The organism is Flavobacterium algicola (assembly GCF_022399565.1).
Classification (GTDB): domain Bacteria; phylum Bacteroidota; class Bacteroidia; order Flavobacteriales; family Flavobacteriaceae; genus Flavobacterium; species Flavobacterium algicola.
In genome coordinates this window covers 200,104-226,951 of record NZ_JAJTUT010000003.1, presented here as the reverse complement: position 1 = coordinate 226,951, position 26,848 = coordinate 200,104, and the positions used below count along the sequence as shown (strand labels likewise).

The 26,848-nt window shown below is 36.5% G+C and carries 14 protein-coding genes; all 14 read right to left on the bottom strand.

Features of this window, described 5'->3' with window-relative positions; translation table 11 throughout:
• Positions 1-137: 137 nt before the first annotated feature.
• The 14 genes from LXH21_RS11820 to LXH21_RS11755 all read right to left on the bottom strand — a co-directional run bounded on the left by LXH21_RS11820 (position 138) and on the right by LXH21_RS11755 (position 26,843).
• Positions 138-1,631, bottom strand: coding sequence for a sulfatase-like hydrolase/transferase (locus tag LXH21_RS11820; protein WP_239866109.1), 1,494 nt, complete (start codon positions 1,629-1,631; stop codon positions 138-140).
• Positions 1,632-1,733: 102 nt separating this feature from the next.
• Positions 1,734-3,530 carry an arylsulfatase gene (locus LXH21_RS11815; RefSeq protein WP_239866106.1) on the bottom strand — a complete coding sequence of 599 codons (1,797 nt, stop codon included), beginning with the start codon at positions 3,528-3,530 and terminating at the stop codon, positions 1,734-1,736.
• A gap of 432 nt (positions 3,531-3,962) precedes the next feature.
• Positions 3,963-6,194, bottom strand: coding sequence for a GH92 family glycosyl hydrolase (locus LXH21_RS11810; protein WP_239866105.1), 2,232 nt, complete (start codon positions 6,192-6,194; stop codon positions 3,963-3,965).
• Positions 6,195-7,862 carry a hypothetical protein gene (locus tag LXH21_RS11805; RefSeq protein WP_239866103.1) on the bottom strand — a complete coding sequence of 556 codons (1,668 nt, stop codon included), beginning with the start codon at positions 7,860-7,862 and terminating at the stop codon, positions 6,195-6,197. It abuts the gene before it with no gap.
• Positions 7,863-7,880: 18 nt separating this feature from the next.
• The gene (locus LXH21_RS11800; RefSeq protein ID WP_239866101.1) at positions 7,881-10,181 is read right to left on the bottom strand and encodes a family 20 glycosylhydrolase; all 2,301 of its coding nucleotides are present in this window, start codon (positions 10,179-10,181) and stop codon (positions 7,881-7,883) included.
• 3 nt (positions 10,182-10,184) lie between these two features.
• Positions 10,185-12,290, bottom strand: coding sequence for a right-handed parallel beta-helix repeat-containing protein (locus LXH21_RS11795; RefSeq protein ID WP_239866099.1), 2,106 nt, complete (start codon positions 12,288-12,290; stop codon positions 10,185-10,187).
• A gap of 136 nt (positions 12,291-12,426) precedes the next feature.
• Positions 12,427-14,892 (bottom strand): carboxylesterase family protein, encoded by a 2,466-nt coding sequence (locus LXH21_RS11790; RefSeq protein ID WP_239866097.1) that lies wholly within the window; start codon positions 14,890-14,892, stop codon positions 12,427-12,429.
• A 1-nt stretch (position 14,893) separates the two neighbouring features.
• On the bottom strand, positions 14,894-16,192 hold the full coding sequence (locus tag LXH21_RS11785) for an alpha-L-fucosidase (protein WP_239866095.1): 1,299 nt from the start codon (positions 16,190-16,192) through the stop codon (positions 14,894-14,896).
• 37 nt (positions 16,193-16,229) lie between these two features.
• Complete coding sequence (locus LXH21_RS11780; protein ID WP_239866093.1) at positions 16,230-18,554, bottom strand: GH92 family glycosyl hydrolase; 2,325 nt, start codon at positions 18,552-18,554, stop codon at positions 16,230-16,232.
• Positions 18,555-18,579: 25 nt separating this feature from the next.
• On the bottom strand, positions 18,580-20,064 hold the full coding sequence (locus LXH21_RS11775) for a sulfatase family protein (protein WP_239866091.1): 1,485 nt from the start codon (positions 20,062-20,064) through the stop codon (positions 18,580-18,582).
• A 4-nt stretch (positions 20,065-20,068) separates the two neighbouring features.
• Positions 20,069-21,931, bottom strand: coding sequence for a family 20 glycosylhydrolase (locus tag LXH21_RS11770; RefSeq protein WP_239866089.1), 1,863 nt, complete (start codon positions 21,929-21,931; stop codon positions 20,069-20,071).
• A 2-nt stretch (positions 21,932-21,933) separates the two neighbouring features.
• Complete coding sequence (locus LXH21_RS11765; RefSeq protein ID WP_239866087.1) at positions 21,934-22,722, bottom strand: SGNH/GDSL hydrolase family protein; 789 nt, start codon at positions 22,720-22,722, stop codon at positions 21,934-21,936.
• Between the two features lie 13 nt (positions 22,723-22,735).
• Positions 22,736-24,163, bottom strand: a complete 1,428-nt coding sequence (locus LXH21_RS11760; RefSeq protein ID WP_239866085.1) for a glycoside hydrolase family 30 protein — start codon at positions 24,161-24,163, stop codon at positions 22,736-22,738.
• A gap of 7 nt (positions 24,164-24,170) precedes the next feature.
• Positions 24,171-26,843, bottom strand: coding sequence for a glycoside hydrolase family 3 protein (locus tag LXH21_RS11755; protein ID WP_239866083.1), 2,673 nt, complete (start codon positions 26,841-26,843; stop codon positions 24,171-24,173).
• Positions 26,844-26,848 lie beyond the last annotated feature (5 nt).

Here is a 26,848-nt window from a genome sequence, read left to right as displayed (position 1 = left end):
GGTTAATTAATAGAGGCTATTTTAAGTATCATTACGGTAGAACTATTTCTAAAATAAACAGAACTAAATATGAATTTACATTATAGCAGTAAAGCCCTGTTTTGTGAACAGAGCTTTACTTTAGTATAAAAATTATATTAGATTTTGGGCTGGTTCCATAATCGATACGGGTCATCATGTAATTTCATTTGTTCTAATAATACTTTCTCCATTTCTGCTAGTTTAGAAGCGTATTTTGGATTCCCGGCTAAATTAGTTTCCATTTCTCCTTTTTTATGATGCTGTTGAATGTACTCATTAGGATTTTTGGCCAAGTTGAACAATTGCGTTTCTCTTACTTTTCCGTCCATTACATCATATTTAATGAGTTTCCAATCTCCTTTTTTTACCGTTCTCATTCCTGGTTTTGAACCTCCGGCATAAACTCCATACATTACATCACGAAGTGCTTCTTTTTCTCCTTTTAAAACTGGAACCAAACTTTTACCTTCAACAGTAGCTGGAGTTTTTATACCAGCCAAATCACATAATGTTGGTAATATATCTAGGAGGTACATACTTCCTTTTACGCGCTTTCCTGCTTCGATACCAGGGCCTTTGATTATAAAGGGAACTCTCCATGTATGCTCATACAAATTTTGTTTTCCCATAAAACCATGACGACCAATTGATATACCATGATCTGCTGTATAGACAATATAAGTATTGTCTAACTCACCCATAGCCTCTAACTTTTTAAGTACTTTCCCTAATTGAATGTCGATGTTTTCATCACACGCATATTCACGTCCTAATTCATTTCTAATGGTGCGTTCGTCTCTATTCTTCCACACACCACTCACATTATCTTCATCTCTAAGATTTGGATGACCATGAAAAAAAGGTTGAGCCGCAAGGTAATTGTCTTGCAATGGTGGTTGTTTTGCATTTGCAGGAGGACGATTAACCGAATCTTTATGATTTACAGCACCATATTTTGCTAGTAATTCTGGTGTTCCGTCACGTGTATCATGCGGATGTGAGAAACCAAAATAGATAAAGAACGGATCGTTTTCTTTGGTAGATTCTCTATCATTTAAATAATCTAGAACTTGTTTGGAATGCCAAGCGCTACCGCTCTCTTCAGTCCCTCCTCTTTTTGTAGCATCGCGCACCACTGTAAATTGCTTATTAGCATCTGGATATGAATTTCCTTTTTTACAAGTTCGCATTGTTTTATATCCTGCTCTATTAAAAATAGCACCTATTGTTTCTGTTTCTAAATGATCTGGAACATTTTTGTCTTCATTTTTATGTCCCCCACTTTCAGGTAAATGCCATAGCGTGCGTCCAGACATAATCATGTGTCTTGATGCAGTACAAACAGCACCAACCGCAGCCCCCATATGTCTTGCATCATCTACAATAACACCTTCATTGGCTAGTTTAGTGATGTTTGGTGTCTCTAATATTGATTTGGCATCATAAACTTGTAAGTCAAAAGGCGATTGATCATCGACTAAAACAAATAAAAAATTTGGTCGTTTTTTTTCTTTTGGAACATCTGATGTCTTTTCTGTGCTATTTATAAAACTTGTACATAATATCGACAGTCCAAAAACTGCCAACAGTAACGAGTTACGCTTTTTCATTTTTATTCTTTTGGTTTAATTAGTTGTATTATAGTATTCTATCTTTTATTCAAATTTAAAATGTCGCATTGATCAGTTAACAATAATTGGGAGTTGCTGCATTTATTTCTTTTCGATATAGACATAATAGGCGGGATGTAATCTCCCTAGGGCATCAATTAACTGAGCTTCCATATCATATTTGCCCGCCGGAATTTTTCCGCTGAAAGTTACCTCTTCTTGTCCTGCTTCTATTTTTATAGTTTTAGAAATATTCGCAACATATAAAAAAGCTTCTTTAAAATCTGCCTTGACACTCGCAGGGGCTGTTTTGTCAAATTCTATAGCTTCTTCCTGAGCAGGAAAAGTAGCATTAATAGCTAATCCGCTTTCACGTGGAAACCTGCGAAGACTAATGGTATATTCTCCATCTTCAACAAACTCAATTTTCCATTTTGATGGCGATTGCGCCGCTTCTATTGCACCATTTTGATGCCAAGAGTCGCTATATTTACCAATAACCATATCGTGAGCCGATATTCGACTTGGATTATCTTTTGGCGAACCTACTTTTATATATGCGTATCTTTCATTTACTTTTTCATCAACAAATGAATCCCACCACGTTTCGTAACCTACAGATAGACGAGCTGCGACTTCCTTATGAGCATCAATTACATTTTTATTTTGCCCCAAATCGGTACTCATATCATACAACTCATCGCCATTTACCAATCGCCAGTTGTCATCCATCACCGTATATTTTTTATATTTTATAAGGTTTTGCTCCCTTTGGGTATCCATATATAAAATTCTGTTTTCCCAAGCTGCATTATTTTCTACCAATAATGGTTTTAAACTTTTTCCATCAAGCTTTTTTACTGGATTAAAATCTAGCCCCAATAAATCAACAAATGTTGGCACTAAATCATAATGTGCAACTAATGCATCAATATCCTTACCTTCTGTTAGTTTTCCGTCTGGCCATCTTATGTACAAGGGAACGCGGTGTCCGCCTTCGTATTCACTTCCTTTACCACCTTTCATTCCTGCATTAAAAATATTAGCTCCTGCAGATGTACCATTATCAGTTGTAAAAATTACAATAGTATTGTCTGCAATACCTAGTTTTTTTAGCTTGTCTTCTAGCTTTTTAAAATTATCATCGATATTAGTAATCATACCATAAAAACGCAATGCTCGCTCATTCACATCTTTGTATTTGGCGCCTTTGTACATATCCAGATATTTTTTAGGCAAATTATATGGAGAATGTGGAGCATTGGACGAAATGTAACAAAAGAAAGGTTTGTCTTTGTTGGCTTCAATAAAGTTTAAAGCACCATCAAAAAATACATCAGTACAATATCCTGTATATTTTTCCACTTTTCCATTATGCCAATAAGTATCGTCAAAATAATCATTTCCCCAGTAATCAGGTCCTTGACCGATACCGCCACCACCGTGGCGAATAACTTCATGAAATCCTCTATCTTCAGCACGATAAGGATAATTATCTCCTAAATGCCATTTACCAAACATTGCATTTGTATATCCGTTTTGAGCAAAAATTTGCGGTAATGTAACCTCATCTTCAAAAAGGATTGACCTACCATTTATTGTATGAAATACATTGATGCGATTGCTGTGTCGCCCCGTCATCAACGATCCTCGAGTGGGCGCGCATGTAGTTGATACATGATAATTTGTAAAACGTACTGCGTCTTTATAAAATGAATCAATATTTGGTGTCTTAATGTAAGGATTTCCTTCGCAGGCTAGATCTCCTTTCCCCTGATCATCTGTGATAACAATAATAACATTGGGTTTCTTTTTAGGCAATTGTTTGGTCTGTGCCAATAAGGTGCAGCCATTAACTAAAATTATAATAAAAGCGAAAAATGATTTAATATTTGTCATTATGATTCAATATTTAAGACTATAATTAGTATTCTCAAAAATAAAGATTTAAAAATCCTATTATATCTTTTTTTCGACCAACGTAAAATTTTCGACCTTGAATACCATTTTATTTCAAATAGCTAAATCATCTTTAACCAAATCCGTACCTATAGAAATGGGAAGCTGACAAATATTTTAAACGAAATAAATAGCATTCGATAATCAATATTCAATATTATTGCATTTTTTTTTAAGTCCGTATAAATTTATATTCAGTAACTATAAATTATGTCTTATTACGCGTACTTTACTTAGGATAGTACCAAAAGCAAAAAAGTTATTATTCTAAATTAAATTTAAAATAATAACTTTTCTATAATAAAATTTCTAGAGCTAGTCTATTTTTACGAAATTAAAAACGAGTCTGCTTTCTAGTACTCCAATCTAAACTTACTGTTTTCTACTCAAAGATTTGTTGGGTTTATCTCCTAAAACAAAATGAAGATTACCACCTGCTGCAATTTGCTTATGACTAATTGTTAAGTCTGAAAATGGTTTCCCATTTAAAGTCATCGATTGAATGTAGCAATTTTCCTTTGATTGATTTTCTGTCGTAATGTTAAACTTTTTTCCGTTTTCTAATGCGATGCTGGCTTCCTTTACAAATGGAGAGGTGATACTGTAAATTCCGTTTGCGGGGTTTATGGGATACATTCCAATTGAAGAACATACCAACCAAGCTGACATTTGTCCACAATCTTCATTACCACAATATCCATCGGGTGCGGTACTGTATTGCGTGTCAATTATTTTGCGCACCATTTCTTGTGTTTTCCAAGGTTGCCCTATATTATTGTACAAATAAGAAACATGGTGGCTCGGTTCATTTCCATGTGCATATTGTCCTATCATTCCTGTACTAAAGATAGGTAGCTTATCAGTAGCCTTTGGATAATATGTAAACATTGAATCTAATTTTTGAGTAAAACGTTCTTTACCCATTGTTTTGACCAAACCATCGATATCATGAGGAACAAAAAAGAAATACTGCCACGCATTGCTTTCGCAAAATTCACGTGTATATTCTTTTGGAGAAAAAGGACTTTCAAAAACTCCCTTATCGTTTTTAGGTCGAAAGAAAGTTGATTTAGAATCGTATAAATTTTTCCAATTCATCGCTCTCTTAGAAAACTGTTCTTTTATAGCCGTTTCATTTAATGCTTCTGCAAGTTGTGCAATACACCAATCATCGTAGGCATATTCTAAAGTTTTAGAAACAGACCAACTCTCGCCCTCCTCTGAAGTGGGAACATAACCTAACTTCATATAAGTATCTATTTGTCTTCCATTTACGGTGGCAGAAGCCACACAAGCTTCTAATGCCTTTTTGGCATCAATTGGAATACCTTTGAAATAAGCATCAACTATAACTGGAACAGCATGGTAGCCAATCATCATATTTGTTTCATTACCTGCCAAAGACCAAACGGGTAATAATCCGGTTTCATCATAATGCGATAAAAAGGATTTCACCATATCCTCTGTTTCTTTTGAAGCTATTAAGGTATATAAAGGATGCGCCGCTCTAAAGGTATCCCAAAGCGAAAACGTGTCGTACTTGTTATATCCTACTGCTTTGTGTACTTTTCCATCAGCTCCTTTATAATCTCCCTCCACATCACTAAGTAATGAAGGTGTTAAGAAAACATGGTACAAATTTGTGTAGAATAATTCTTTTTGTTCTTTTGTCCCCTTTATTGTGATTTTTGATAAATACGTTTCCCAACTAGCATCAGCTTCCTGAACCGTTTTTTCAAAATCCCAATTTGGCAACTCAGTCTCTAGATTCTTTCGAGCACCAGCAATACTAGCTGATGACAGTGCGACTTTTACCTGGATTTTTTCTTGCTCTTTTGTATTGTAATTGGCAATAATACGTGTGAATTTCCCATTCACCGATTGTGCATTTTTTTCTTTAGCATTTTCGAAAAGTTGTGCCTTATCAAATGGCTTTGAAAATTTCATTACAAAATAAATACGTTGATCTGCAGCCCAGCCTTTTGATTTACGATAACCCGAAATAGTTTGATTATCCTCAATTGTAATTTGGGTATCAACAGGTGCATCCCAATTTAGACTATATCCTAAATCTAAGATAATCTGACTTTTATCGTCTTTAGGAAAAGTGTACTGGTGGTATCCTACTCTTGCTGTAGTTGTCAATTCTGCTTTGATACCAGAACTAAGCAAATCAACCGAATAATATCCAGGACTCGCCTTTTCTTTGTCGTGAGAAAATTTCGAGTAAGGTCTGTAAGGCCCCTCTGGAGTGAGACTTTCTGTAAACCTACTGTTCATTGGCATTACCAATAAATCATACATATCACCTGCTCCTGTGCCCGAAAGATGTGTGTGACTAAAACCTGCAATAGTACTATCAGGGTAAAAATATCCCGCAATACGATCCCAACCTGGTAATCCGTTATCGGGACTTAGTTGCACCATACCAAAAGGCACTACCGCGCCTGGGTAAGTATTACCAGGTCCGTCTGTACCTGTAAAAGTGTTCACATAGCTGGTTAACTTCTCCTTTGCAGAACTTTCGCTTCTTTGTATTTTTCCTTCCTTGCAGGAACTAATACTTAACGAAACTAAAACTAAAAAATAGCTGTAATACTTCATTTATTTTTTTCTCAATTTATCTACTTTGATAGCAGCATTATTCCCAATATGTCTTTTGTAATCTTGTGTATACAGAGTCGCAATTGTACTGTATTTTTCGGCCAATTTATTGTAGTTTACCCAAGTTTTGTCATATGCTTTGATCCATTTCTGAACCTCTTTTTCATTTCCTTTTGTAACCGCACTGTCTATGTAAACAAGCGTTCTATAAATCTCATACAGTTTCAAACCATATTCAGAAGATCCTATTGCATGATTTTTAGTTTCATCATTCGCCCACTTAATTGACTTAGCCAATTTCACGATTTTTTTCCATTTCGCAACCGATTCATCTTTTTGAGCTAGGTTTCTTTCGCGTTCCATATCTCCTTTTGCTACCATTGGCCACGCTATACCTTGATCTCTTGTCCACCAAGGGTTCATATCACTATAAGTACTATTTCTACCACGTACAACAGCTTCAGCAGAAAGCAAACACAATTCTCTAAATTTAGCAATACTTGAACCTTCTAAATTCAAACGTTCTGTTGCATATCTATTAAATATAAATGCCTCAGATTTATCAGTATTTTGACCCCATTGTGCCATCACCCATGAATTTACATCACACCATAATTCGTCTTTGACATAAGGACCATCCCAACCGCCACCACGAGACCATGTCCAGATACCTGCATATAGTTCAGGTCGTTTATCTACAAATTCCTTAATGCTGTTGATACTATCTTCTGGCATTCTGGCGTGCTCCTCAAAACCTTCGATTACACCATTTGCTATATAATTTGGGTAAGCCCCTTTTCCTTCGTATTCACGAGCAGATTGAACCTCGATAATTTGACGGTGACGCCCTTGACCAATCACTTTGCTAAACTCATTTGCTCTGTGAAAATCTCCCTCGACATGCTTAACACTAATAACCAGATTGTCATGCGGCTCAATCGCTGCACTTACATTTAAATAAGTTGTCATGTCTCTATCAAAAGCATTCCATGTACGGAAGATAAGTTCTTTATCTCTTTTTACACATATCTCTTCTCTCAGAATTTTGATCAAAGGAATGATTGTTTTTTCGGCATTTGTTTTGTCTTCAATTGCTCCAAGGTGATAAGGTGCATCATGCAAATAGGTTTCTCCTATACGCACAACGAGTCCGTCAAGATCAGGGAATTGATCAAACATTTCGTTAATCTGAGCTCTAATTAATTTTTCGGTTAAAGCATCATTAGGATTTCCGAAAGTTTTTTCAATTTTAAATTTTTCGATTAATCTTTTCGGAAACAAAACCAAATCAGACATTGCATAAATAGCCATCCCTTGCTCTTTGGATTCTGCATGCATTTTCTTTATTTGTGCTGCCTTTGCATCAACCCAATTACGATCCTCAGATCCCTTTGGTAAAATAGACGCATCGACTGACTCCCAATTTATCGCTAAAGCTGGAGATTCAAAAAGAAAATAGACTTTACCATTATAACCCATCTCTTTAATTACTGCGGGATTGTTATATTTGGTGTCGTATGGCGTTTCTCCAGGATTATGGTGTACCATATCCAAAATCAGCGGGTGAGCAGTATTATATTTGTTTTGCCCAACCATTTGTAATCCTAAAGAACTAAAGAATACTAAAACCGGTATTATTACATGCTTATTTACATTTAACTGTATCATTTTTTTTCTTTTAATGAATTAAAATTTTGTAACCGAACTATTCAAAGGTTTTAAAACCTCTCCTTGTAAAGCATACCAAACGTCAATCATTTTTGGGTTTTCGCTCGCTTTGTAATTTACTTTTATCGGATGTAATCCCTTTTTCAAAGCAACTTTTCCATACTTTTTGCGAGGACCATGATAACCACCATTATCTACAATTAAATCGTCATCAATAAATAATAAATTACCGCCATCAGATCGAGTTTCAAATTCGTAAATCCCGTCTTTTTCTGCATTGAAAAATCCTTGATAAACGATAGCGAAATCTTTTTGATCTTTAAAATTACCTAAAGCAATCGAATCTACTGATTTGTAGTTGGTAGCCGTAGGAGATGTGATATCTTCTACTGTTTTAAATTGTCCTTTGATGAACCATTGCTTTAATCCATTTGCCTTTGTACTCGGATCAACAGCCGCTGCTTTGTATTCTTTACGAATTACTTTGGTCGTTTTTAAGTCATTGTAAATCGATCCGCGGTATGATTTCGCTTTGATTTCGACAGTGTCATTTACTGTAAATGGTGTTTCATAATGTAATGAACTTTTTGTTGGTACAGTTCCATCTAAGGTATAGTAAATCTCAGTTCCTTCTAGTGGGTAGGCCAGATTTAAATTCACCTCTGTTTTATCTACAAAAGCAATTTCTTTATCTAATCCTTCTACAGCTGGAATATAATAGTATACATCGAGCGCATCCAGTCTGTCGTATTGTTTTTCGACTCTTTTATTAAATGATGCAAAGTCTTTTTCTTGCGATACCCAAGCATTCTCTGCTACTGCAAACATTCTTGGATACGCTTGGTATTGCAGACGCTTAAAATTCGGAATCGTCTCAGACCACAAGTTAGCTTGAATTCCTAACACATGGCCAGCTTCTTCTTCTGTAAAATCTGCTGGTACTGGTTCGTATTTGTAAACGTTTTCTAATTTGTTTCCTTCGTTCAAGTAATCAAAATAATAAGCCGCAGTGGTTGTAATTACAATATCATTACCATTTTTAGCAGCTGTTTTTGGAGCTTCTGGTGCCCAGTTTCTCCACCACATGATACTCGCATCTTTCGTCAATCCGCCTTTTACGATTTCGTCCCAACCCATAAAGCGTTTCCCTTTCGACAATAAAAATTGTTCAATGTCTCTGTTGAAATAAGATTGTAATTCATGTTCATCTTTTAACCCATGATCCTTGATGGCTTTTTGACAATGAGGGCATTTTTCCCATGACTTAATATTAACCTCATCACCACCAATATGTATGTAATTTGCAGGAAACAATTCTACAACTTCACTCAGAACATTTTTCATGAACTCATAGGTTGTATCTTTTCCTAAACAAGTAGGATAGGTAAAAACAGTATCCCATCCCGATTCTCCGTTGCACGAAAGAAAAGGATAATTATCAATTGCCGACTTAAAGTGACCTGGCATATCAATTTCTGGAATTACCGTGATGCATCTATCATCTGCATAGGCAACTATTTCCTTAATTTGATCTTGCGTAAAAAAACCACCGTATTTGCGTTGCCCATTTACTTCTTTAAAATTAGACTCATCAATAGTGTACAATTTATTTTCGACTGCTCTAGTATTGCAAATTGTATCTTGATTGTTGGGAATTCTCCACGCCCCTTCTTCTGTCAACAAGGGATATTTTTTAATTTCGATACGCCACCCTTGATCATCTGTAAGGTGCATATGGTAGGTATTTAATTTGTACAATGCCATATTGTCTAAGAAACTCTTTACCTCATCGATATTAAAAAAATGACGACTAAAGTCCATGTGCATTCCGCGCCATTCAAATTTAGGTTCGTCTGCTATCGTTGCAGCAGGCACTAGCCACTGCATTTTTGTAATTTTTTTACTTTCTATTTGATTGGGTAATAATTGTCTAATGGTTTGAACAGCATTGAAGTACCCAGTCTCCTCAGAAGCTGTGATTAATATCGATTTTGCATTTATATCTACTGTATAAGCACCCTTTTTTAAACCCGTTACTTTTTCAAAAATCACAGTGTTTGATTTTTTTGAACTTATTACCTTCAAATCATAACCCGCAGCGGTACGGAATAAACCTAAAAGATAATTCACCGCTTTTTGCTGACTTTCATCTTGCAAAACTACTTTTGTACTTGACGTAAATTCAAATGAATTTTCTTTTAATTGAAAACTCACTGGTTTTGGCAATAATGAAATTTCCTCTTGTTTAAAAGTTTTTTTAGTCGTGGAGCAAGCTCCAAGCAGAAGAGCAACGAAGAGTAAAATGGCGTATTTTTTCATATTCTAATGTTGTAATTTCATATTTTGTTGTACAGCTTTTTCAAAATTTTGAGTAACTGCAATTGGTAATTTGGCTTTTTCTGTCCATTCCTCTTTTCCATAAACCCCAGCTAGTGAGTAATCAAAAGGAACGAAATTTATTTTTGTATACCTTTTTTTATTTTTAAATCTAAAATCAGCATTTGAAGGATCTTTGAAATTAGGATCGCTTAAAAAACTATGTCGATCAAAATCCATTTTTTGCCACTCTTTGAAAGAATGACCATTAAAATCGTATGCTTTTCCATCGGTGTTCCAATAAATATTATGATCCATTGTTGCTTTTACCTTATCCCAAGCACCTTTTGCAACCATCCCTTCTTTGAATAAAATAATATTATTTGTAAAAGTAAAGGACTGATGTTTCTCTGGAACCGTACATTGCAATTGGTATTTTTTGGCATAGGCCAAAATATTATTAACTACAATATTGTTCTTTCCGTAATTTTGCTGAAAACCACCTGTTTTGGTGTTGTAAACTAGGTTGTTTCTGAACGTAATTCCGGTGGAACCTTCATCGGCATACATTCCCCAGCCACCGTAAGAAAAGGCATGTACATCATGTATCAAATTATTTTCGACCAGCGTCCCTTCTGACTCGCCCAAAGTATAAATTCCGGCCAAATCGCTAAGCAAATCCCAGCCAATATGGTGAATATGGTTGTAGGCAATTGTATTTTTTTTAGCTAAGCTTGGCGCGTAACCCCAAACCCATCCTACAGAAATTCCGGTGTAATAAAAATTCCCAATATCATTGTGCGTCACCGTATTGTTTGAACTGTGACCCACCCAAATTCCTACAGCCGCAGGAAACTCTTGACCGCCAGATTGGATGATATTATTACTTAAAGTAATGTTATGCGTGTGATCTTTACCGTGAATTTCTTTAAAATCTCCAAGATAAATTCCGCCACCGCCAAGATTGTGCATATAGGTATGCGCTACCGAGGAGTCACTGCACCCCTTACCAAACCATAATGCATGCTGTCCTGTTTTGGAAATTTCGCAATCAGAAAAATTTATATTTTTGGCCTCTTCGATAAAAACAGCTGCATTTAAAAGAGCAGCCGCTTGATTGGGCTCTGATCCTGATTTGGGAATTTCGTAATGACAATATTCAAATTTTAAACCTTCAAAATTTATAAATTCCACATATTTATTTTCGGCAGCATTTCCTTTAATTAATACCAATTGCTCCAGAACAGGTGCTATGACGGTGGTATTCTCAGGGGTTTCTCCGGGCCTTGGAACGTAGTATAAAATTCCTTTTTTACTCAAAAACCATTCACCAGGAGCGTCTAGTGCCGCCTTATAATTTTCGAAGACGATACGACCTCCTTTTTTTAATGCGTTCCACGGTTTCATCCCTTTTCCAGATGTTGTAACCGACAAACTATCATTAGTAATAGCATCAATATGACGCAAGGTATAATCCCATTTGTGATAGGCTTTGAATCTTATTTCCGGAATTTCATCTTCTTGAACACCAGCAAGTGCATCAAAGTTTTCTTTATCGAAAAATAGTTGCTGCTCTGCCTTTTCAGCTACTTTGGAATTGCCTTGTTTCCAAATTGTTTGGTGAATAGTATCTAATTCTAAAAATCCTTCATTTGGTGTTCGGGCAAGAATTGCTCTGTTGCCGTTGACATAGAGCTGATCAAACTGCCATTTGTAGTATTCGCTCTCTGGAATTTTAACTTCCCAAATTCCTTTTTTATATATCGAAAATCCTTCTATTTTCTTGCCACCACTAAAAATAGGGTGGGCACCATTTGCTGCTTTGTAGGTAATTGGATGTTTTTCGGTTCCACTGTCTTCATTTGTAAGTTCGAGAGTTTCCTTCATAAGATACTCTCCATTTTGAACTATTACGGTATAAGATTGAGGAGCAGTATTATTTTGTTTATTTTTTCGGATGGCATCTCTTGCTCCCATTAATGAGGCCAAAGGTTGACTATTAGTTCCTGAATTTAAATCATTTCCTGCTGGAGAAACGTAGAACATTTGCTGGGCTTTTATTGTAGCTGTAAACAATAGCAATGCTACCGTTATCATATAAATTTGCTTCATATTTTAATTTCATTTATCATTATAAAATAGCCCTATTGTCAGATCGAGCGCAGTCGAGAACCAGTGTAGTATCTCGACTGCGCTCGATCTGACAAAAAACAATTAGACAATACTGTACTTATTTATGGTTTACCCATTAGTTGGCCCACTGGATATCTCCGTTTTGCACGCTCCAGTCAGTTCCAAAAAAACCAGCAGCTTTAACGCTCTCGATTCCGTTTTTATACACTTTTGGAGTCATAATCATTAGATCCGGGATATCAGTACCTGAACCAAAATACTTGTTTAAGGTAACCGCTTTAAAACCAGCCATTCCAGTTCCTGAAATTACTGCAACCGAGGCTGTTTCACTATCTGTTCGAGGATAAATTAAATACACCCCATACTCATCTCCTTTTAGAATCTTATCGCCCACTTTTACCTCATTTCGTGTGACTTGTACTGGGGCTTTCGATAATAACGTTTTCCAAGCCGAATTGGTAGTGGCATTTCCAAAAAGTATTACCGAACGGTCTTTGTATTTTGACAATGAGAATTCTTTATCTGAAATAATATCTATCGCTCCATTACCAATGTAATAAAAGCTTTCGGCATCAAATCGAGCTTTGTTAAAGGACCACTCATTTTCTTCTGCTGTCCCTTTTGTACCGTAAACAAAAAGCATGTTGTTCCTGAAAGCGTCTTTAAAATTCCCGTAACGCAGTGGATTTTTCTCGAATGTACTAGTCGGTTTCCCAACCAACTTCCAAGAATTATTTAATTTCTCGTACCACAATTCGGCATTTTTATTGGCAACTATACTTTTCATTTCCAAGCTATCAATCACCACTTGAATTGTATCTGAGGCCGAAGCATGACGCACATCTAACTTAAATTTCTTTAAATTTTCGGTAGTGATAGCGAATGTTCTTGTTTTTAGAATCTCGTTATTCTTGATTTGTTTTTCATCTCGTACATTCTGAGTGATTTTTATTCCTGAAAAATCAAATGGCTTTTCTTGTTGGTATAAAGTAACATACCTACTTTCTGCAGAAACTCCTGGGCTCGCAGTGCGGAACTCAAAAGTTTTTACTACATCATTCTCTGGAATGGTATGCCATTTGAAATAATCGAAAATAGTATTAAAATCAATTCCAAACCAGTGCTTTTTATCCTCGTATTCTAAGTACGCAAAATCAGGATGAAAATCGGCTAAATGTTTGCGCATGAATCGCGCTTGATCCACCGGTACTACGTCATCGGCATCACCGTGTTGTATGTACACGCCTTCTTGAAGATAATTTTTGGATAGGTCTAAGGTATAACTTGCATGATTGGCTCGTACAAACATATTTTCTATAGGACTAGGATTCTCGATTTCTTTCTTGTTGGCATATGAAAATAAAGAGTACCAGCCAGAAATTGGTGCAATAGCAGCAAATTTACTCGGAAAAGTGGCACCTACATGCCATGTACCGTGACCACCCATTGAATGTCCCGTCAAGTAAGTACGTTTGGGATCTGTCCCGTATCTTTTCTCTGCTAGTTCTTGAACTTCTATAGCATCCCAACGCCCCCAGTCTTCCCAATTGAATCCAAAATCTCTTCGATTGGTAGGCGCTACTACATGTCCCCAATCCTTGGCTTTGTATTGTACTGCCTGGTTTTTGGCTTCGACACTGGCTCCATGAAGTGATAAAAACATTGCTGGTTGCAGTCCTTCTTTAATGTCCCCTTCTTTTACCGAATAATATTGAACGCTTCCGTCTATTTTCGAAATAAAAGTTCTGGTGTAACGTTCCTCTGGAGTTCGTACTTGATACAATACCGACTGTCCATCTAGTAGTTTCGAACCATCATATAACTGAATTTTCACTCTTACCGTATCTTTTGATATATAATTATCAAGAACATTATACGGCACTTTACGCATCGTCATAGGTACAATGGATGGTAAGGTAGTTTCTACTCTTTTACCATTCGATTCTGCTACTATTCTTAGGTTTTTTAATGTTGTTTTAGTTGTATTTTGTATTCGGACTGACCCAATTTTAGTATCTGTTTCGGTTGTGATAAAATCAGGATTGGTCATGTCTCGCTCCATAATAGCCACCGGTGTTGTTACCGACACTAATTGCATAGCCACTTCTCCACGACCGCCTTTTACCAAAAATGTATTCTTCCCTTTTAATAATGATATGGGGTGAGAAATTAAATGTTTATTATAAACATCTCCACCTCTCGGAATACCATTTACAAATACTTCACTATGACCCGAAATTTCGAGCAGTTTAATTCCCGACTCGGGAGCGTCATAGGTCACATATAAGTATCCGCCTCGCAAGGTTTTACTTTTGAATACGCCCTTATCATCCACGTTGAGGACTTCCCAGCGGGCTGTTTCCCCATCTCTGTCGGTCTCGACTGAATCGTTTTCAATCGGTTCGTATCCACTTTTTGATATAAAATTGTAAAAAACAGGATCAGTATAGATGATGGATCTAGCTCCGTTTCCTTTGAGGGCAACCGTAAGCCCTTTGGTCAAAGGAATAGTGTCCTGAGCTTTGACCGATACCGTTAAAAATGAAATAACAAGTGAAACACCTATACTGAACTTGCGCATATTATTTCATTTTAAGTTTTAAAATCATATCGATATCTACATTTTTAGTATCTGCATAGATAAATGTTCCTTCTTTTAATTGTTTGAACTTAATTTTAGTCTTTCCATCAAATGTGGTAGCCGACGCTATTTTCTCTTTAAATTCAGGAATAAAAATATACGGCTCTTGAGAAGATTTTAAAATATGCACATATAACGTTTTGTCTTTTTTTGTTACTGTTCCCCACTCTTGTGCTGGAACTATAGCTCCTCTAGTACCATAAATACTTTCTCCATACTTAGATGTCCATTCTCCAATTTCTGCTAACGTAGTGACAAACTCTGGCTGAATTTTACCATTAGGCATTGGTCCAACATTCAATAATAAATTACCGTTTTTACCGGCAGCATTTACTAAAAAATGAACCAGTTGTTCTGTAGTTTTAAATTTCTCATCATAAATACTGTAACCCCATTTACTTCCTAAAGTAGAACAAGATTCTAATGGCAATTGACTTACTTGAACTCCGTCGCTAAAACCTCCATGGTTTTCTCCTGGTAAATCACGTTCAAAGGTTTGAATATCATCACCTGCTATCGGTTGAATGTGGTGATTATTGGCAATTAAGGTATTTGGGCTTAATGTGTGGATCAAAGAATAAATTTCATCATAATGCCAATTCGCTTCTTTTTGATCCCAATGCCCATCAAACCAAATCATTCCTATTTCTCCATAGTTAGTCAAAAGCTCTGTAAGTTGCGCTTTCATAAATCCTACATACTTATTCCATGCCGCCGCATCTCCTTTTTTACCGTCTTTATAATCATCTCTTTTCCAGTCCAATAAAGAGTAATAAAAATTTAATTTAATACCTTCTTTTTTACAAGCTGCCGCTAATTCTTTTAAAGGGTCTTTACCATAAGGTGTTGCATCAACAATATTAAATGGACTTGCATCGGTATCAAACATACTAAAACTGTCATGGTGACGTGTGGTAATCGTTATGTACTTCATCCCTGCCGATTTTGCTATTTTAACCCACTCTTCAGCATTAAATTCCTGAGGGTTAAAGAAGTCTGCCAAACGTGCATAGTTGTCTCCTTTTATTTTTTTCAACAACATCACCCATTCACCATCAGCTAAGACGCTATACACTCCCCAGTGAATAAACATTCCAAACTTCATGTCTTGAAACTCTTGACGAGCTTGTAAATTACCTTCTGTAGGTGTGTATTTTGGCATAGGATAGCCGTATTCTTTCTGTGCATTGCTCGTAAATGCTACTAATCCTAAAAGAGCAGTGATTATGATTTTCTTCATTTTATTTAATTTTGATTCTTTTGATTTTGATTTTTTATTATTTAATAATTGGTTCAGGTCCCATTTCCATTTCAAGCACGCCACCTTTTGTGATTTCTTGATGTGTGATATAATATCGCTCCAATGGTTTACCATTTAATTTCATAGACTGAATGTAAATGTTGGTGTCCGAATTATTCTTGGCTATTATTTTAAATGTTTTCCCCGAGTAATACTTTTTATCTAATTGTATTTCGGTTTCCTTAAATACAGGACTAGTGATTTGATATTTATTATCGCCTGGTGCAATAGGGTGTATCCCAATTGAAGCCAAAACATACCAAGCAGAAAGTTGCCCTACGTCTTCGTTACCACATAATCCGTACGCATCTGTACCATAAGCATTGCTGCAAATCTTTCGAGTGTATTTTTGCGTTAAATGTGGCACACCCGCTTCATTAAATAAAAACGGAACGTGATGAACCGGTTCGTTGGCATGGTTGTAATAGTTGTTCCAAAGGAAGTCGTCAGGAGTATTTTCGAAAAAAGAAATCAATTCATTTTTAAAAGCTTCCTGTCCGCCCATTAAAGTTTTCAATCCTTCAATATCATGCGGTACAAACCATCCTTGTTGGTACGGATTACTTTCGATACAGCCTTGACCGTGCACTGTTTTACCTTTCCATTCCATCCAAACTCCTGCACTGTCCTTGGCTCTAAACCAATGTACCTCATCGTTCCAGATGTTTTTGTAGTTCTCCCCTTTTTTTAAGTAGGTCGCTGCAATTGCCTCTTTACCCAAAGATTTTGCAAATGTTCCCAAAGCCCAGTCGGAATACGCATATTCTAATGTTTTTGAAATATGATTATTAAAATATCCTAATTCTCCATTTCCTGTATTGTCAACGGTATTTTTCGAATATTTGAAGGCTTTGTCTACATCGTAATTACGGATTCCTTTCTCGTATGCATCTACAATTACCGCAACCGCAGGATTACCCAGCATTACTCCAGAATACGAATTGAGCATTTCCCAGCGTGGTAAATATTCTCTTTTGCTTAACTCGGCAATTTGTAATAACGAATTGATCTCATCATTTACAAGCGTTGGATTGATGATGGTTTGCAAAGGAAATTGCGAACGAAAAACATCCCAACCGCTAAAAATTGTTCGATACGTAAAATCTTTAGTTTGATGTACTTTTTTATCAGCACCCATGTAGTTCCCATTTTGATCGGAGAATGTTCTAGGATCAATCATTGTATGGTACATCGAGGTATAAAAAATAGTTTTCTCCTTGTCTGTAGCTCCCGAAACTTTTACGTTTTTGATGGCATCACTCCAGCTATTACGAGCTTCTTTTCTTGTTTTGTCAAAATCCCAATGGTTGATATCGTGTTCCAAATTTTCTTTGGCACCTTCTAAATTCACAAAGGAGATTCCGCTTTTTACCAAAACAATTTCATTTTCTTTGGTTTCAAAATTGGTATAAAAACCCAGATGCTTGCCTTGCATTTCATTCTTACCTTTGAAAATTTCTGCATTTTCAACCGCTAATTGGTAATCATCTTGCCTGATGTACTTCATTTTTCTTGGCACGTCTGGTAAGGTCGCACTCCAAATTCCGTAATCTTTTAAGGGTTTGCTAAACTGGCAATAAAAATAAACCACATAGTCAGCATTTCCTTGTCCGGCTCCCCAACCACCACCTTCAGGAGGGCATTTCATCCAACCTTCTATCGTGTACTCATCAACTACTTTTATATATTGTTCGGTCGACGTTCCTCCTACTCTTCGAGACAAATCAATCTGAATTCTAGATTCCTTATTCTCCGGAAAAGTAAATCTGATAATTCCAGCACGCGTTGCCGATGTCAATTCTGCCTTCACTTTGTAATCATCCAAAGTCACTGCATAATAACCTGCTTGCGTTACCTCTGTATCATGAGAAAAGCGAGAACGGTAGCCACCTTCTGGATTTTCGGGAACCCCGCGATTGGTCTGTAATTTACCTATTGTAGGTGTTACTAGAAAGTTACCCAGATCACCGAACCATCCCACACCACTCATGTGCGTGAAACTAAAACCTTCTAATGTTGGGTGCTCATAAGAATATCCAGAGCCATTATCACCACCTGTAAAAGTATCGGGACTTAACTGTACCAATCCAAAAGGTGTAGCGGTTCCTGGAAATGTTTTACCAAAACCATGTGCATCTTTCGACTGCTTACCATACGAAATAGCACCAATGATTGGGTCAATATAATCTACTGGCTGTTTTTCTACTAGTGCCTCTTTTACTGTCTTGGTCGAAGAACAAGAAACTACTGCAAAAGCAAGAAGCGGAAAACAAAACTTATATATATTCTTTTCGATATGCATGCTTAGGTATTCTTTAATTTTAATATTAATCAACTGCAGCTTCTCCTGTATCTGCTGTTTTAAAAATATCAACAGCTACGTCATTGGATTGTGATGCACCAGATGTTGTTCTTCCGTTTTCGACGATATGTTTTAATTTAGCTGTCAATCGTTTTACTACTCTCGCATGTTTTTTGTACACATTGGTCGTTTCTTCTTCATCCTTCTTCATATTATAAAGCTGAATTTCCGGTAGATTTTCTTTTCTTGCTTTGTTGTCATTAGGACTACTCCAACCTCCTGAACCAGGTGTTAATTCTAATTTCCATTTTTTATTTCGAATAGAAAATTTCCCTTGAATCGAATGATGAACGACAAGATTATAGTCTGTTTTTGCTTTTTTGTTTTTTAGCATCGGTAGAATGCTATAAGAGTCAACTCCTGTTTTTTCTGAAATTGCAGCACCTGTAACCTCAGCCACTGTCGATAATAAACTAGTCTGACATATTAATTTATCGTTTACCGAGTTGGCTTCGATATTTCCTGTCCATCTTACTATAAACGGAATTCTATGACCTCCTTCCCAAATATCCGATTTTGATCCACGGAAGTTGGCACTAGGATAATGTCCAAATTCTTTTTCTAATTTACCTCCTTTGGCAACAGGAAATGAACAGCCGTTATCACTGGTAAAAAACACCAAAGTATTTTCATCTAATCCATTGTCTTTTAAAGCCTTTAAAACTTGACCTACGGCATCATCTGTTTCCATAACAAAATCGGCATAATCTCCCATTCCACTTTTACCTTTCCAATTTTCAGAAGGAACTACGGGACTATGAGGAGAATTTAATGCTAAATACATAAAAAATGGTGCCTCACTTTTTGCTTCTTTATTAATAAATTCTGTAGCGTTATCCGTTAATAATTTTAGCATTTTAACGGGTTCCATGTGGTCTACTACCCTGTCATTTTTTATAATTGTATTGATCGAAGCTGCATGATGAAAGCCGATATAAGAATCAAATCCACGTGTGATAGGACCATTTGGCACATGAGCACCAACAGGAATATCCAATACTTTTTTTCCCGCATATAGGTCATATTCTTTACCGCTTTCATCTAGGAAACTAAAACCCAAATGCCACTTTCCGATCGCTGCGGTTTTATACCCTACTTTTTTTAGCATAGATGGTACTGTTTCTAAATTTTCTGCTATTAGTGGAATCGCTTCGTCACCATTTAAAACACCTTCCTGCAAACGTGATCTCCAGGCGTAACGTCCTGTAAGCACTGCATAACGAGAGGGCGTACATACAGAAGAGGCCGAATGTGCGTCTGTAAATGTCATTCCTTCTTTTGCGAAAGCATCAATTTTAGGAGTCAAGATTTTTCCCCTTTCAGGATTTAATGCTTGTACATCTCCATATCCTAAATCGTCACAGATGATATAAATTATATTCGGTTTCTTTTGAGCTACTACGTTACTTGCAATCAGCAGGCATACTGCTATTATTTTTGAAATTTTCATACTTTTATTTTAGTCGTATTTCTGTTATCGTACTTAATAATTCTCCTTTTTCATTAAACAAACCTGCTTTTAATAATGTTTTAGGTGTTGTTTTAAAATCTCCCATATATTTAGTTCCCTCGGCCATTGTTGGGTCTTCGCCATTTAATGTATAGTAAATAGTGTAACCAACTGTTTCTGTTTTAAGAAAAACAATGGCTTCGTTATTTAATTGATCAATTGCAAACGCGGGATAAACGGTAAACATACTTTTGGAAAAATTCACCTTATCTCTTTCTAATCGAGCAAAATGATCAAATTCTAAGGCATCTTGAAAGCGTTCCCAATTTTTTACTTTTGGATTGCTCCATGAAACCTCAGCGCTTGCCAACGTTCTTGGGTACAACATGTATTCAAAGTGAGATTCGGTTGGGGTAAATTCTCCCCAAAGACTCACTTGATTCCCAATTACTCTTTTTGCTTCAGCTGCCGTTAACTCTGATGGCACTGGTTCGTGATTGTACACTACAGATAAAGGCAATACCGATAATGGTCCTTCTGGCTCCATAAACATTGGCCCTTGCACGCGACTGATGTACGAATGCAAATACGAAGTCATAATTGTTGGGTAGCCTTCGCGAGGTGCTTTTATTTCTGGAGTATGAATTCCTCTTCTCCATGCCATGATAGTAGCGCCTTTGACTCCATTACCGCTTAAAACTTCATCCCAGCCAATCATTACCTTCTTTTGAGCGGTAACTATTTTGTGCATTCTTTGAATGAAATAGCTTTGTAATTCCTCTTCGTCTTTCAAGTTATTGTCTTTCATCACTTTTTGGCAATGAGGGCATTTTTTCCAGTTACTCTTATTGCATTCGTCCCCACCAATATGGAAATATTTAGATGGAAATAAAGCAGCCACTTCTTTAATTACATCTTCTAAAAAAGCGTAGGTAGTTTCTTTACCAGCACACAATGCATTATCAGGTGCTTTACCTCCAACAGCTACTTCAAAATTGACTCCTTCAGGCACTTTGTCGTAGCAAAATAAATAGGGATAGGCTGCAATGAGAGCTTTGCTATGAGCAGGAACATCGATTTCTGGAATGATTTCGACATTTCGAACTTTCGCATAAGCAATTATTTCTTTTAAATCTTCTTGTGTATAAAAACCTCCAACAGTCTTCGGTTCTTCAGCAGTTGCCGCTTCTCTTGACCACCATGCAATTCCCGTTCTGCCGGCTCTCCATGCTCCCTTTTTGGTTAGATTCGGATATTTTTTAATTTCGATTCTCCAACCTTGGTCATCTGTTAAATGCAAATGGAACGTATTTATTTTATAAGAAGATATAACATCAATCTGTTTTAGTAAAAATTCTTTGGTTTGAAAATGACGAGAAACATCGGCCAAAACACCACGCCAATGAAATCTAGGATTATCAGTAATAATCATGCTCGGTATTGCGGTCTCCCCTTTGCTACCCATTGGAATGGCTTGACGCAAAGTCTGAAATCCATTGAACAAGCCCGCATAATCTGTCGCTTTTATTGTAATCTGTGATGGTTTTACTTCTAAAATATAACCTTCAGATTGGATTTTTTTATCTTTTACTATTTCAAAACTGATATAATTTGATTTACTACTCACGCGACCCGATTTTACATCAAGTTGCAACCCATTATCACTGCTCATTTTTGATGCAACGATGGGCTTTAAATCGGCATACATACTTTTTGAAATAAATACTTGAGTAGTATTACCAAGTTTAAAACCACCTGATTGCATTACTACAGATTCAGGTTGTGGTATAAACGTGTTTTTATATTCCTGTGCTTGACCACAAAAAGATATTAATACTGTAACTATAATGAATACTGTTTTCTTCATATTTATAAATTTTCGGCTATGATTCCAGCTACTTCTTTTCCTTGTGCCGTTTTTCCCTGATTATTATAATGTACATTAGCAGGAGCGATATGCCATTCGGCTGCATGAGGTTTAGTAAAACTGTACAAATCATTAATTAGTATCGAAGGATAACTGGCTATAACTTCTAAAGCAGCTTGGTTGTATATTTCGCTATCTCCTGCGATTCTTCCTTCGGCCCCTTCATCTGGAACTGCAGTTGTGGTGGCAAAAATTAATTTGGCTTTAGGAAATTCCTTTTTTAAGTAGTTACAAATCTCCACTAGATTTTTTTTGTATACTTCAATACTGCTTACTTGTTTGCCATTTTTAACATCTAATTTTTCGTCTTTTAGGTATTTTAAATCGTGCAGACCAACATTAAAATGAATCACATCCCAGGTGAAATCCCAACCTCCTTTTAAATTAGGTTCAAACATCGTTTGTTTTAACTGCTCCATTTTTGGGATGAACATATCACTGGAACCTCCGTTATTGAAAATTCTGAAAACATTTGCCTTGTCGGCTAATTCTTTCCTAACCGTATTGGTATATCCTATCGAAATAGAATCACCATATAAAAACACTTTTTTCAGCTTCGGATCTGGAGTGACATAAGCAAAAGCAGGTTCCTTATTAGCAAGCTTTTTCCACGCTTCTCTGCAAGCAGCCTCGTTGTACGAATTGCTAAAAACACGACTTGCACCGCAAGAAACTACTCCAATATATACAGAACCAGCACCTAAATATTTTACAAACTCTCTCCTTTTCATACTTCATTTATTATTATAAACTGACTGCAAAAGTGTTGAACGATTTTGCTTCTACAAGAACACTAATGATTTTACCATTGATATTCATGGCTAATTCTTGAGATCCACTAGCGTTATTGTAAGTCAAAATTGTTACCTCATTTTTGGCTTTGTTGTAAAAAACCAAAGTGTTATCTGTATCCCCTTCAGCCGCTAATTTCACAGAACCCGGCGCTACAAAAGCACTCAAATGTTTCATTAAATAAAATTCTGGGTTGTAACGAATCGCTTTAGTTTTGCTGTCTATGGAAATCATGGAGTTTTGTTTCCATCCCCATTGACTTTTTCCTGTTTCATCAAGTACCATATTCCAATACATATAAGAATTTGCTCCATTTTCAAAATAATGCTTCATTAATTCAAAAGTATGTTCTGCGGCTTTCCAATCATTCGAACCATCACCACATTCTGTTTCAGTCTGCATTAAGTCCATTTCTGGATATTTGGCATGGACATCTTTAATAGCTCCTTTACCAGCCCACTGAAACCCAACACCTGTGACATAACTTTTTGCATCTTTGTATCCCAAAACAGCATCCACTCTCTCTACTTGCGGACGCTCTACTGTACCCAACCAGATTTCGGTATTTGGATTGTCTTTCTTCATTTTCGGACCTAAATAATCAGCAATAAAAATTCCTAAATCCTCAGGTTTCCACACGCAAGAAGGAAAGTTTTGTGCAGAGTTAAACTCATTTTGAACGTGCACTGCACTTATCGGAATTCCTTCTTTTTCATACGCATTAACAAATTTTGAAAAATACAAAGCGTACGATTCTAAATACTTTGGTTCCATAATGAAGCGAGATACCAATTCTTCAGTAGAACTCCACTTTTCTGGCAGATCATTAAACTCTGGATTCGACTTACAAGCGTAATGCTTGCTGTACTTCATCCAAGAGGGTGGACACCATGGTGATGCCCAAATTTCAAGTTTTGGATTGATTTTTTGTGCTGCTTTAATATAAGGAACTAGACGTTTTTTATCTCTTTCGATAGAAAAATTAGCCATTTTAAAATCATCAGCTGTCTCATTATGGCTGTACCAGTCTACGGCGTAATCATTGGCGCCAATTGGCATTCTACAGATATTAAATTTTGACCCCGTTTCTAGGTTAAACAAATCATTTAGAATTTGATTTTTCTCTTCTGGCGTTACCATGTTGAGTGCATCCCAACCTAACTCATTAAAACATCCTCCAAAACCTGTAATTTGTTGTTCCTGTTTGTTGGAATCAACCGTAATAGAAAGGCTTGGTGCTTTATTGTTTGATGTTTTATTTACTTGTTTGGCTACCCAAACCTCTTTTTCAGTTGTACTTATCCACGTCACTTTTGGTTGTGTGGTACAAGCTGTAAAAACAAATAAAAATGCGATGGTAAAACTTTTAAAAATTGTCATTATCTGATTATTTTACATTTAAAATTCCTCTTAATCTAATGTCTTTTGATGAAGCGCCAATCATGATTCTAAAATCACCTGATTCGACCACCTTTTTCATGTCCTTGTCAAGCATCGACAAATCCTCAGGAGTTAACTCGAAAGTTACTTTTTGTGATTGACCTGCCTTTAAAGTGATGCGTTGAAATCCTTTTAATTCCTTGATTGGTCTGGCTACAGAAGCCAATACATCACGAATATAAAGTTGGATTACCTCGTCACCATTTACTTTTCCAACGTTTTTTACGTTGAAAGTCACCTTTATTGATTCGGTAGCATCGATTTTATTCTTACTGAATTTCATATCTGAATATTCAAAGGATGTATAACTTAATCCGTATCCAAAAGGAAATAAAGGTTGTCCAGTTAAATTATGGTAATTATCACCTCTACCTGTTGGTTTGTTGTTATAGTATAACGGACATTGAGCAGCATCTACTGGGAAAGTTATAGGTAATCTACCTGCTGGACTTTCGTCACCAAAAAGAATATCAGCAAAACCATTCCCCCCATTTTCACCTGAATACCAAGCCATAATGATTCCGTCTACATCGTTGATCCAATTGGCCATCGTAATAGCACTTCCTCCTACTAGTACCACAACAGTTGGTTTTCCTGTTTTGGCAACTGCTTTGATCAATTCTTCTTGATGACCAGGAAGCGATAATAAAGCACGATCTTGAAACTCACCTTCATGAATACCCGCCACAATTACTGCTACTTCACTATTTTGAGCTGCTGCAACTGCATCGGCAATTTGCTGTTCCCAGTCGTTGTGATGTGTTGCATCCCAAACCAATTTGAACTTAGCATTTCCAGCTGACTCAAAAAACTCAATTTTAATATCGTATTCTTTTCCTTCTTCGAATGTAAAGGCTTTCATAATCGTATTGTACGATTGCTTTTGCCAGTTGTCGATTAATAATTTACCATCAAGATACATGCGGTAACCGTCATTTCCTTCGATACCAACATTAAAGGTACCTGATTTTGGAGCTTTCAATTTCCCTGTCCATCTCGCCGAAAACCAGTCGTAAGGTAATTTTTCGTCTGGCGAAAAAAGTGTCCAACCAAATTGCAATTGCTTGTCAATACGTTCTACCGTTGGTTTTCCGCTTAATTTAATATTGTCAAAATAGTCTCCTTTTAATCCTTCTACTTTTTTCCCGTTTTGTATTGTCGACAAAAAAGAAGACGCAATCACTTTATAGTTTTCTTCTTTAAAAGAAACTCCAGGAGCATAGATTATATTTTCTTTTCCTATCTTATTCGAAACCCCGTCCAGCATCGAAACCACATTATTTCCAGGCCCGCTGTATCCGCCTAAACGAGCAGCTTTGGCGTCATAACCAATCAGCGCTATTTTCTTAACAGACTTCTTCAAAGGAAGAATTTGATTTTGATTTTTTAATAAAACCATTGATTTAGCTGCAGCTATTCTCGCTAGTTCACGGTGTGATTTGTGTCCGTTCCAAAGTGCTGCTTCTTTGGCGTCTACATACGGATTTTCGAACAACCCTAATTCAAACTTAATGGTCAAAATACGTCTTACCGCTTCGTCAATTGCATTGATATCTACCATTCCTTTTTCGAATGCTTCAAAAAATAAAGGATAGTGGTTGTAATTGGTTTGAAACATTACATCTAGCCCAGCTTCAATAGCGTCTTCGGTAGCTTCAGCATAATTTGCTGCTGTAAAATGCAAAACATTTGCGCCACCAACAGCACCCGCATCTGAAATTACAAAACCTTTAAAACCCCATTCCTCTTTCAGTTTTTTAGTAAGCAACCATTCGTTTGAAGTACAAGGTGTACCGTCTAATGAATTATACGACGTCATTACAGACCTTGCTCCTGCTTTTTGAAACACTGCTTTGAAGGCAGGAAAATAAACTTCTTCTAATAGACGTTCGTTATAATGAATTGGGTAGCTATCGCGACCTCCATCACCAACATTGGCAATAAAGTGTTTTGGAGAGGTTACTACTCCCTCTTTTTCAAATTCACTTATATAAGAAACCGCCATTTGAGATGTCAAATAAGGATCTTCACCATAGGTTTCTTCGGTTCTTCCCCAGCGTACATCACGAGCAATATTTAAAACTGGTGATAAAATTTGACGGATCCCTCTCGTTTTAGTTTCTTTTGTAATCGCTTTGGCTACATTGCTTACCAAATTGGTATCCCAAGTTGCCGCTAATGCAATCGCTTGCGGATAGGTAGTTGCACCATCACGCGCTAGACCGTGTAAAGCTTCGTTGAACGGAATTATTGGAATACCCAACGGTGTTTCTTCTAGAAAGTAGCGTTGCAATTCATTGATTTCTTCTGCCATTTTTTCTGCCGTACCGGTAGAACCATAGTCCATTATTTGTTCGGCGGCGTTATCATTTTTTCCTTTTGAAGATATCTGAAAACCAAAAATACCGTGTTTCAATTTGTCTTTACCAATACTTAAATCACCCGGAATCATAAACATTTGCCAGAATTTATCTTCTAGGCTCATGCGGCTCATTAAATCCTTTACCCGTTCTTGTACAGGTAATTTTGGGTTTTTGTATGGCGGCTCTTTTTTGTCTGTAAAACCTAGTGAGCTTACAATCAAAATTCCGATAAGACCACGTTGTAAAATGTTTTTCATGCTTT